Genomic DNA, 10,792 nt, shown 5'->3' with positions numbered 1-10,792 from the left:
TGCCTCGATCAGGGGGGACAAGAAGAAGTTGCCGACTTTGAATGCCCACTTCCGTGTGGGGATCGGGCAACCCGCGAAGTCTGAATTATAAGACGACATGATAACAAGACCCATTCGCGGGGCGGATTCATGACGTTTGGTGACGGAAGTGCCGCTGAGTTTCAAAGTGGCAGCAGCCAGGGGACCAGCAGCACGGTGATGATCATCACGACGATCGTGAAGGGCACGCCGATCCGCACGAAGTCGCCGAAGCGATACTTGCCGGGCACCATCACCAGCGTGTTCACCGGGGAAGAGACCGGCGTCATGAAGGCGGCGGAGGCTGCGAGCGCCACGGTCATTGCGAAGGGGTGGGGGGAGACGCCCAGCGCTTGGGCTGCGCTGAGCGCGATGGGAGCCATCAGCACAGCGGTCGCGGTATTCGAGACAAACAGGCCGATCAGGGAGGTGAGTGCGAACACGGCGGCGAGCAAGAGTCGCGGCTCGGATTCCCCGAAGACCCGCAGCAGGCCGTGGACCGCGAGATCGACGCCGCCGGTCTTCTGGAGCGCCGCGGAGAAGGGCATCATGCCCACGATCAGGATCAGGCTCGGCCATTGGATCGAGCGATAGGCGGCATCCAGGGTGAGACAGCGGGTTGCGCCTAACAGGAGGCAGGCGAGCAGCGCGGCGATCACGTTCGGCACCCAACCTGTGACCATGAGCACGACCATTACCGCCAGGCAGGCGAGTGCCCACGGTGCCTTGCTCGCGGCAGGTGCAGCCTCGTCGATCTCCGCCGGCAAGGTCAGCACCACGAAGTCATGGGTGCGCTTCTGCAAGTTGCGGATGTGCTTCCAGCGGCCGATGACGAGCAGCGTATCGCCCGAGCGGAGCTTTTCCTCGGAGATCAATCCACCGACCGCCTCGCGACCGCGGCGCAGGCCGATGACGTTCAGGCGGAAGCGAGTCCGGAACGTGGCCTCGACGATGGTGCGGCCGACCAAGTCGGAATCCGGCGGCAGCAGCACCTCCGCCATGCCAATGTCCCGCGAGCGATCGGTGAAATAGCGGCCGCGCAGGGGTAGCGGCTCCAGCCTCATTTCGGCGAGCAACTGCAAACGCTCCTCGTCGGGAGGTTGCGCGACGTCGATCAGCAGCACGTCGTCCGCTTGCAGGGCAAGGCCTGCCCGGGGTTCTAACAGCTCGTTCTGGTGCCCGCTCTTCGGTCGTTCGATCGCCACCACGTTGGCGGCATCGCTGCGGCGAATGCCGATGCTTTCCAGCGTCTTCCCGACCAAGGGTGAGTCCGCCCCGATGCGCAGCCGGTATTCCCGGGCTTCCAACCGGTAGTCGCGGACAAAGTCGATCATCTGTCGCCGGCGCTTCTCCGTGCCACCGTCGTTGTCGCGTCGATTCAGCCAGCGGCGGGCCAAGAGCAGGTAACCGACTCCTGCGGCGAGGATGACGACACCGAACGGCGTGAAGCTGAAGAAGCCGAAGCCCTTGTGCCCGGCGTGACGCAGGGCGCTATCGACCACCAGATTCGGCGCGGTGCCCACCAAGGTGAGCATGCCGCTGATCAGGCCGGCATAGGCGAGCGGCATCATCAGTCGCCCGGGCGAGAGCTTGCGCCGGGCGGCGACTAACAGGACTACCGGGATAAAGATCGCCACCACGCCGGTGGAACTCATCACGGATCCCAAGCCCGCCGCCGAAAGCATCAGCAGCACTAATAGGCGCGTCTCACTGCCACCCGAGCGGCTGAGTAGGAAGTCGCCGATCTGGTTCGCCACGCCGGTGCGCACCAGGCCTTCTCCGACCACGAAGAGCGCCGCGATCAGGATCACGTTCGGATCGGCAAAACCGGCGAGCGCCTCCGGCACGGTGACGATGCCGGCCAGCGGCAGCACGACCATCGCGAGCAGGGCCACCACGTCCATGCGCGGCCGGTTCGTCACGAACATGACGACGCAGAGACCAAGCAGTCCCAGGACGAGCGCGAGTTGAGGATTCATCGGCGAGAGTGGTGCTCGCACCTCAACGCGGATGGCCGGGCCTGTCGAGGTTGCGATCACTGGGCCGGGCCTCGGGAACCGCGAGGGCCTGCACTCACAGCAACCGATTCAACGTGGAACGGTGCCCGGCCGTGGATCACCTTGCATGCACTCCGGTTTTCGATAGAAAGAGGCCATGGTCGAGTTGCCGTCCCGTCGGTTGCCGCGAAGTTACGAGCACTTCGTCGTCTTCGTGGCTTTCACGGCGGGTGTGTCCGCCGCGATCATCGTCTCGGGCGAATCGCGGGCAGTTGTTGAATCCGGGTGGTGTTTTGTCGCGATCGCTTGGTTCCCCTCGGTGGTCCTCGAGTTCTTCCGCCGGATTGGAATGGAACGATTCCTCGTCTCCGCCGCCCTGCTGAGCGGGATTGCCGGTTTCGACGGCTTCCTGCGGCTCGTCCGGCAGTCGTATTCCGGTTGTTGAGTTTGCAATCCTAGGTGTTTCGAGGTCAGCGGACTTGGAAGGGGATGTTCTCCGCGCTCGCTGCTCCGCGCCCGTCGCGAACGACGAGGAAGACGCGGTAGGCTCCCGGCTTGCTGGGGGCCTTGAAGGTCCACTGGTTTGTGCCGGCAGACTCCATGGTGAGTTTCTTTTCCTCAGGTGCGCGTTCGGCATCGCCGCCGGTCTGGCGGTCGGTGGATTCACCGGCCAGTGTCCATTGGAGTTCGACCTTGTCGCCCTCGGGATCGGCGACGTCGAGAGTGACCGCCACGCTCTCCCCGGGCCGGACCGAGTTGCCTTTGGCGGGGGAGCTGAAGGTCTCGACGCGCGGGCAGCGGTTGGCAGGCCACTTGCCGGTCCAGGCTCGGGACATCGCATCCACTGATGGCAGTTTCTCGCCGCTCTTGAGGAACATGCCGTACCAGGTGGCAGTGCATTCCTGCTTCTGGCCCCACAGGAAGGCGTAGGACCCGACACAAAGTCCGTGCGACTCTTCGGTCACCAGTTGTTGAGTCGAGTAATACTTCGCGGCCTTATCGCGGCTGCTTGGCTCGATGGGCGCGCCCCACGAGGTCTTCGCGACCTCCCAGTGGCCGGAGGGACCAAATTCGGTAAGCACGAACGGTCTGTTCCATCCTGCGTCCTTGACGGCCTTGCCTGCGCCCGCGGCGGAAGCATAGGCATTCACTCCGAGGATATCGATGCTGGGGCAATGATCCTTTACGCCCTCGATCTTTGCCCGTGCGGCACCGGCGATGACCGTCATGACGAGTCGGCTCGGGTCTTCCTCCTTCACGATCTTCGCGAGCACTTCGAGCTCCTTCCAGATGCGTGGGTCCTTGCCGTCGGCAGTGGGTCCTTCCATTTCGTTGCCCAGTCCCCAGAAGCCGATGGCCGGCTCGTGCTTCCATTTCGCCACCGCAGCGCGGATCGTCTTCCGCTGGGTCTCAAGCTGAGCGGCGTCGCTGTAGTTGAAGCCATGGCGTTCATGTCCAACCCACAGGCCGGCGGCGATCGTGAGATCGAGCTCGCGTGCCCGCTGGACCAAGGGCTTGCCGTCGGTCTTCTCCGCAAGCGAATCGATTCCCCAGGTGCGGAGCGAGTTGCCGCCGGACTCGACCAGTACGTCGAGGTTGCGCTGGCCACCGGCACCGCGGATGAAGTAAGGCTTTCCCTCGCGCATCAATTCCCACGTGCCATTGCCACTGCGGCGCATGGTGATCGGCCCCGGTTCGGCGGCAGCGGTGGCGAGCAAGGCGGGAAGGAGAATGGGAACGAGGGTTTTCATGGGTTTCATCAACGGTGCTCCGTCGGTTAATGTTGCACAAAATTACATTAAGCGGCGAAACCCTGACAAGGGCGGATTTTGGGTCCGCGCAGGCCGTTCTTGCCACATGACCGTCACAAGGGCCATCCTTGGTGAGCCCGGAAAGGGTATGTTGCGAAAGTGGCCGACGTGAACCAACAACTGATCGCCGACCGTCTCGGGATTTCCCGGGCCACGGTATCCCGCTGTTTCACCAATCATGCGGGTATCAGCCCGGTGACGCGGGCGAAGGTCTTCCAGATCGCCGCCGAACTCGGCTACGCGCATATGGAGACCCGGGTGCGCACGAACAAGCCGCCGAGTTCGCAGGTCAATTTCTGCGCGTTGATTTGCACGGAGACGAAGGAGTACTTCAGCGGTGGATACGAAAGCCCCGGTGCACAGATTCTTGAAGGGGTTTCCGAATACGCTCAATTGCACGGCGCGCTGGTGGAGGTGCATTTTATTCCGCCGGACGTGAAAAGCGTCGATAGCCCGGAGTTCGACCGCATCCGCAACCTCGCCCGCCGCAAGACCAATGGCGTGCTCTTGATTTATCCGTTCCCGGTGGCGGTGGTCGATGAATTGGCGACCCGCTTCCCGCTGGTCTCGCTGGTCGACCAGTATGAGCACAACGCGATCGATTGCGTGGACGTGGACCACTATCAGGGCATCTCCATGCTGATCGATCACTTGACCGAGGCTGGTCACCGGCGGATTGGATTTTACACGCGCTCCTATCCGGTCGAGGCCGGCTGGTCCTTCCGGCGTTACGGAGCCTTCGTGGAGAAGATGGCGCGGCTGAAGTTGAAGGTGGATCCGCAGGATGTGATCGGCGTGTTCCCACGCGTCGAGCTGCCGGTGGAGGAAGGCATTGATTCCGCGACCGAGCGCACTCGCGCGGGTGTGACGGCCTGGGTCTGTGCGGCGGACCATCAGGGCTATGATCTCATTGCCGGTTTCAAGAAGCGCGGCGTCAAGGTGCCCGGCGACGTGTCGGTAAGCGGATTCGACGGGATCGAGCGCCGGGGCAACCGACCCGCATTGACCACGGTGGAGATTCCCTTTCGCGAGATCGGGGCCAGCGGAACGCAGCGGCTCGCCGCGCGGTTGAAGAAGCGCTTCCACCAGTCCCAGCACGTCTACATCGCGGGTCGCCTGCGTGAGGGGAACACGGTGTCTTCTCCTCCGGCGTGATCCATCAATCGGCGTGGAGGCCGAGATGGAGCCTGAAGGACGGGACGTCCCGTAGTTCGATTTCCGACAGCCTTACCGCGAGCCGAGCTGGTGCTTCGATGCTCGGCTAACAGACCGCCGCCAGCCGCATGAGGTGTCCCGTTGGGACACGAGGCGCTCGACTGACGGACCTGGCACTTCGTGCCAGGCTTTTATGAGCCGTCCCGTTGGGACGAAGAGGGGAGCTTGCCACCTGAACAACCCGGATCAGGCCGGATTAGACCGGATCAGACCGGATCTGGCGCGGCATCGCGGCGGCGAACGGCGAGCTCGTCTTCGATCTTTTTCACCATGGCGTCCGTGAGCGGATACCACAGGAGCACGATGCCATTGAGCAGGGCCAAGGCACCAGGTAGGAGGGAAAAGAGGATACGGAGGCCGGAGATGGCGGACTCGGATTGCTGCTGGTTTGCCTGGAAGCCGTAGAAATGAAGCAGCCATCCGGCGGTGCCGCCACCGATGGCGATGCCGAGCTGCTGGGCCAGCGTGGCCACCGAGAAAGCGAGGCCCGGAGTGCTCCGGCCGAAGCGCCATTCGCCGTATTCCACGACATCGGTGTAGATGGCCCAGACGAGGGCGGGGGTGGGGCCGGCGATCAGGCAGCCGATGGCATTCACGACGAGCATGGTGCCATAGGCGGAAGGCGGGATGAAATAGAAGGCCAGCAGCGTGAGCGCGTTCAGGATCGTGAGGCCGATGAGCGAGTTCCGCTTGCCGAATCTCCTGCTCAGTATGCCGGTGAAAAAGATGCCGGCGATGAAGGCGAGCGAGCCAGTGGTCATCATCAGCGACGTGCGATCGAGGAACCAGAAGGCCGTGCTGCCGTCGTCGCCCACATGGTATTTGAAGAAATGTGGGGTGACCGCCCAGCGGATCGCGGCATTCGAAAGGGTGAGGATGGCGGCGATCACCATGATGACCCATGGCCGGTTCTTGCAAAGAAAGAGCAGGTCCTTGCCGATGCTGACGCTACCCGGCTCCTCATGTCGCGGCGCGATCCGCTCGCGGGTGGTCGCGAAGGTGATCATGAAGAGCACCACGGCAACGACGGAGAAGAGGGCCATCGTGTACTTGAAACCGGTGGCCATGTCCCCGGCTCCGAGCTTCTTGACCAAGGGCAGCGCGGCCATGCCGATGAGCAACTGCCCGGAAAAGGCACCGACAAAGCGGTAGCTGGCAAGCGAGGTGCGCTCGACGGACGAGGGCGTCATCACTCCCATCAACGCCGAGTAGGGCACGTTGATGGCAGTGTAGATGGTCATCAACAGGAAGTAGGTGATATAGGCGTAGATGAGCTTGCCATCGCCGCTGAGCTGGGGATTCGCGAAAGCGAGGTAGCCGCAGATGCCGAAGGGAATGGCGAGCCAGAGGAGATAGGGGCGGTATTTCCCCCAGCGGGTATTCGTGCGGTCCGCGATGGCGCCCATCAACGGGTCATTGATCGCATCCCAGACGCGGGCCACCACGAAGAGCGTGCCCGCGGCGGCGGCGGAGATGCCGAAGACGTCCGTGTAGTAAAAGAGCAGGAGGACGTTAACGCTGTGGAAGACGAAGTTGGACGCGACGTCGCCGAGGCCGTAGCCGATTTTCTCCCGTATCGGGAGTTTCGCGGTGGAGGAATCCACAAGGGTCTTTAGGGTTTAGTGGAGAAGCCAAGTGGTGGGGACATCCACTGCGATGCCCGTGATCCGGCCGGACCGGCGGATGATTTCGGCAGCGTGCTCCACGGGGAGGATGCTGCCGGGGATCGTGTCGCACCGGCCGTCGCTGGAACGGACGGTCAAGGTCGCATCGTTCAGCGAATCGCGGCATTGATAGACCACCGGCGTTCCAGCCAGCGTGAAGGACAGCGTGCTCTCGCCCCTTGGATCGGTGGCAAACTCGGCCGCGCGCAGCAGGCGGGGGCGGAAGCGGATCGCGCCGCGGTCGAAGCTCACGCCCAACTCACCGAAGCGGCAGAGAATGCCCTCCTTCACCTGGCCGGTCAGGCCGGGCTGTTGGGCACCGGCATAGCCAGGGCTGTGCGAGTAGGCCTCTGCGGGGAAGGCACCGTAGTCCTGCGGCGACTTGCGGAAGCCAAGCCCGCGCTGGATGCCGTAGTAGGAGACGGTCAGCCGGCGGCGCAGGTCGCCATCCGACTTCAGCGCGAATTCCTGCGCGGCGAGCATGAGCTTCGAGACCATGTGCCAATAAATGCAACCGAGGCCCTCGTAGGCAAACATCGTTGCGCTCCGGCCGGTAAATGCGAGGTGATTGAATACCGCCTCATAAAGCGCGTGGATGGCCGAACGGTCCTTTCCGGTCACTCCGGCCCGCTCCAGCGCGGCGGCGAGCTCGTAGTCATTGACCAAGGAGGGATGGAAACGGAACCCGCCGGCCGAATCGGGCACGAGGATGCGATGGTCCTTGGCAGCCAGCATCTCCGACAGGGCCGCGATGCCGAACACCTGGCCCTCGTCCACGCGGTTGAAATCGAGGAAGCCGGGGAGCTCGCGGTCGGGGTAAAGCAGGTAGCTGTCGTGGCGGGTGGAGTAGAGCTGGCTCTGCGGCAATGCTTCTAACAACGCTGCCGCTTCACCGGCATCGAGCAGACCCGAGGTGAGGATGGCGACCTGGCCTTCGAGCATTTCCGAGAGACGGGCCAGCTCCATGCGGCGGCCGGAATCATCGCTCTCCAGCACATTGTAGGAGTGGTAGAGCCCGTCGGGCCGGCGGTTTTGTTGGAGGGTCCGGCGGACGGCGGATCCGGCGCGACGGAGGAAGTCGAGGAGTTCTTCCCGGTCCAGCTCCACGGTTTCACCGGGGCCATCGCGATAGACTTGTTCGCGATGCCGTTCCGCGGCCCTGCCGGCCGATGCGACGAGCTCGAAGCGCGCTCCGGGATCGTTCGACTGCCAGCGCGGGTCGGCCAGGACCTCATCCAGCGCGGCGATGAGGTCGGTGAGGTGAGCGGAGAGGGAAAGAGTCTCACTCCGGTGGCTGGCCACGAGTGCTTCGACGAAGGCGAGGTAGCGGAACAGATACGCGGCTGTCACGACCGAGAGGCCGCAGCCGGCGAGCGCGTTGTTGGCGTCATTCCACTCCGGGCGCTGGGTATTCATCCAGATCCCGCCGCCGGGCACCAGATTGGCGAGCTTGACCATGGCGGGCAGCAAGAGCTTCTCCGCAAGGGTCACGCGGCAGAGATTGCCTTGCTGGTCGCGCAGGAGCAGCCCATCGGAGCCGATCTCTGCTTTCCGCTCCATCAGCACGGCATGGCGCGTTTGGTCGAAGCGCACCGTGTGTCGCGGATCTGCCAGGGTTTCTTCCCAGCCGCAGAGCCGGTAGGGGACATCGGCGAAGACGTAGGCCGCCCGGTCGAGCTGGCCGGCGAGGAAGTCCGGCCGCACCGCCGCCTGCAGCTCCAGGAATTTCAGCAGATAGACGATCTGGTGGTCGCCCCAGTAGCCGATCGTGGCCCACGGGTCTTCGGGATCGGGGACTTCCCAGTCGAGGCCATCGGAGGAGATCCGGTACGGGTTGTAGCCGTCGATGGTGGAGGCATTGAGGAACTTCGTGATGAAGGCATCGAGGTAGCCGGGGTGGCTCCAGGCGAGCGCTTCCCAGTTCTGGAAGATGTCGCGCCAGTTGCCTTCGAAATGTTGGATGCGCTCGCCGTTTTCATCGCGGACGCGGATGTCGAAGCGGTTCCACGGCCGGCTCGGGTCGCCATGGCGGCGGCTCAGCACGAGCGGCAGGTATTCCACCGCGAGCCGCTCAAGGTCCGGCTCACCGAGGGCGCGGACTTCCTCCAGCCAAGCTTCTCGGGGCAAGACGGGGGGCAGGTGGCTTAGCCACGAGCGATAGCGTTCGCGCAGGGGAGTGTTGTGCTTGGTGAGATAGGCCGCGAATTGCTGCGGGCGGATCTTGGATCCTTCGACCGGCACGCCGCCGCGGAGGATGTTGCAGAGGGTATTGTGGTAGTGGTGGAGGGTGGCGTCGCGGTCGGCTCCGTGCTGGATGCCGTCGGCTGAAGCGACGCGCCGTTGCAGGCGGGCGCGGCCGTCGAGCACGTCGGCATCGACCTCCGCGGCGAGCGTTTCCAGATCGTCCATCTGTCGGGCCAATTCGGAGACTTCGGCCTGCGACTGACGGACCTCCGCGACCATCATCCAATCGACGGAATCCTCGGCCTCGAGTTGGAAGCTGCGGGCGAGAAACATCGCTCCCCGCTGACCGCGGACGACCGAGGCCGGGCGTGGCGCGGTGCCGCGGAGGAATTCCTCCGCCTCGCCGCGCGTGAGACAAGTGCGTGCTCCGTCGAGGCCATGAGCCCAGACGGTGGTGGCATGGAGACTCTCCAATGGAATCGCGCGGTCGATGATTCCCGCAGCGAGCCGGTGGATCAACAGCCGCCCACCGGCTTGGAGTTCGCTGAGCTTGTAGGCATCGGCCAGGCAGCTGAGCTGGCTCTGCATGCGCTTGTCCACGCCGGGTGGTAGCAGGCTATCGAGGCCGTCCACCAGGCGCAGCCGGACGGGACGCTTGCCGAGATTTTCCAGCCGGGCGCGGCGGACGAAGCCAAAGCGCGCCGAGCATTGCCAGCGGTAGGAGAAGCGCAGGCCGAGACCTTCGTGCTCTTCTTCAAAGACGACCTCGTCGCCGGTCATGTTCTTGCGCAGCCGGCGTTTCACCGCGGGCGAGGGGAGGGTCGCCGGTCGCATCGGCTCCCATAGGACATCCCCGGCCATGATTGCCGTCCATGGGCCGGTGGTGTTCCAGCCCTCGATGATCTTGTCGACGGTCTCGTAGGGGAAGAGCGCGCAATCGGCGGTGCCGCGGCCCGCGCTCAGGGCGCCGTTGCTCGCGCAGAACAGCCAATGGTCGTCCGAGCTGACGATGTTGAGGAAGAACGGAGCCATGTCTTCCAGGCCCTCGATCAGCGCGTAGTCCTGCCCCGCTTCGCTGGTCCAGCGATTGGCGGGTGGAAAGGGGCCGATGCCGATTGCGGGCGGAAGCTGGGGGGCGGTGGGCGGAGCGGACATAAGGCAAGCGACCGGACGGGAGGAGGACCGGCGGAATCAATCCATGCAGGCGGCCCGGGGACGGGCCTTCTTCAAAAACGGGTGCGGAGGTAAATCGGACGAGCTTCCCCGGCTGCCGCTGCGTTCGGGGAAGCGGCTTGCTTCGTTCACTTCAAGGAGTCGAACTCGAGGCTCTTCAGCTTGTCCTTGGCCGCGTCGGCCGGCTTCCAGAACCAGCCCTTGGTGTCCCAGCACTGGGCGAAGGGGAGCTTCTCGACGAGCACCTTGTAGTCGGCCATGGCTTCGTCCTTCTTGCCACGGGCTTCCTTCGACTGGCCGCGGATGAAGTAGCAGGTGCCGACGTCGTTGAGCGCCCACTGTTCAGCCGCGGTTTCCTTGGGTGCCGCTTCGCTGAGGCCCTTTTGCATTTCGAGCGCCTTGGCTTCGTAGAGCTCGATGCACTTGGCGACGTAGCCATCGACTTCGGCATGCTTGGCGGCAGTCAGGGCCTGCCATGCCTTTGTGGTGATGGCCGACGAGCTGTGGTCGCCGAAATCAAGGGTCGGCGTGGTGGCGGGCGTTTCAGCCGGCTTGGCTTCCTCCTTCTTTGGCGCGGACTCTTCCTTCGGCTTGGTCTCCTGGGCAAAGGCCGGGATCATCAGCAGGGCGGTGGCAGCGAGGAGGGCAGTGCGGGTCATTGGTTTCATGTTGGTTGGGTTCGCGGTGGGAAAGATGGGCGTGCCGGGATCCTCGCGCAAGCTTGAAGTGC

The 10,792-nt window shown here is 64.0% G+C and carries 7 protein-coding genes; 2 read left to right on the top strand and 5 right to left on the bottom strand.

Annotated features, from left to right (window positions below):
• Window positions 1–161 precede the first annotated feature (161 nt).
• Window positions 162–1,997, bottom strand: coding sequence for an SLC13 family permease (locus OKA05_RS12885; protein WP_264487556.1), 1,836 nt, complete (start codon window positions 1,995–1,997; stop codon window positions 162–164).
• A 175-nt stretch (window positions 1,998–2,172) separates the two neighbouring features.
• Here OKA05_RS12885 and OKA05_RS12880 point away from each other — a divergent pair, with 175 nt between their 5' ends.
• A complete protein-coding gene (locus OKA05_RS12880) occupies window positions 2,173–2,460 on the top strand; it encodes a hypothetical protein (protein WP_264487555.1) in 288 nt (95 codons plus the stop codon).
• A 25-nt stretch (window positions 2,461–2,485) separates the two neighbouring features.
• On the opposite strand, the gene OKA05_RS12875 is transcribed toward OKA05_RS12880, so the two are convergent.
• A complete protein-coding gene (locus OKA05_RS12875) occupies window positions 2,486–3,766 on the bottom strand; it encodes a PKD domain-containing protein (protein WP_264487554.1) in 1,281 nt (426 codons plus the stop codon).
• Between the two features lie 168 nt (window positions 3,767–3,934).
• Here OKA05_RS12875 and OKA05_RS12870 point away from each other — a divergent pair, with 168 nt between their 5' ends.
• Window positions 3,935–4,981 (top strand): LacI family DNA-binding transcriptional regulator, encoded by a 1,047-nt coding sequence (locus tag OKA05_RS12870; protein WP_264487553.1) that lies wholly within the window; start codon window positions 3,935–3,937, stop codon window positions 4,979–4,981.
• Between the two features lie 266 nt (window positions 4,982–5,247).
• Here OKA05_RS12870 and OKA05_RS12865 read toward each other — a convergent pair whose 3' ends face one another.
• The 3 genes from OKA05_RS12865 to OKA05_RS12855 form a co-directional block, all read right to left on the bottom strand.
• Window positions 5,248–6,645, bottom strand: a complete 1,398-nt coding sequence (locus tag OKA05_RS12865; protein ID WP_264487552.1) for an MFS transporter — start codon at window positions 6,643–6,645, stop codon at window positions 5,248–5,250.
• Window positions 6,646–6,660: 15 nt separating this feature from the next.
• Complete coding sequence (locus OKA05_RS12860) at window positions 6,661–10,044, bottom strand: 1,3-beta-D-glucan phosphorylase, GH149 family (protein ID WP_264487551.1); 3,384 nt, start codon at window positions 10,042–10,044, stop codon at window positions 6,661–6,663.
• A gap of 146 nt (window positions 10,045–10,190) precedes the next feature.
• Complete coding sequence (locus OKA05_RS12855) at window positions 10,191–10,721, bottom strand: hypothetical protein (protein ID WP_264487550.1); 531 nt, start codon at window positions 10,719–10,721, stop codon at window positions 10,191–10,193.
• Window positions 10,722–10,792: the final 71 nt, after the last annotated feature.

The sequence above is a fragment of the Luteolibacter arcticus genome (genome assembly GCF_025950235.1).
Taxonomy (GTDB): domain Bacteria; phylum Verrucomicrobiota; class Verrucomicrobiia; order Verrucomicrobiales; family Akkermansiaceae; genus Haloferula; species Haloferula arctica.
This window is presented reverse-complemented; position numbering and strand designations above follow the sequence as displayed.

Excerpts from the sequence above, each read along its gene's own strand:
- OKA05_RS12885 (WP_264487556.1), bottom strand. The coding sequence starts at position 1,997 with ATGAATCCTCAACTCGCGCTCGTCCTGGGACTGCTTGGTCTCTGCGTC.
- OKA05_RS12880 (WP_264487555.1), top strand. The coding sequence starts at position 2,173 with ATGGTCGAGTTGCCGTCCCGTCGGTTGCCGCGAAGTTACGAGCACTTC.
- OKA05_RS12875 (WP_264487554.1), bottom strand. The coding sequence starts at position 3,766 with ATGAAAACCCTCGTTCCCATTCTCCTTCCCGCCTTGCTCGCCACCGCT.
- OKA05_RS12860 (WP_264487551.1), bottom strand. The coding sequence starts at position 10,044 with ATGTCCGCTCCGCCCACCGCCCCCCAGCTTCCGCCCGCAATCGGCATC.
- OKA05_RS12855 (WP_264487550.1), bottom strand. The coding sequence starts at position 10,721 with ATGACCCGCACTGCCCTCCTCGCTGCCACCGCCCTGCTGATGATCCCG.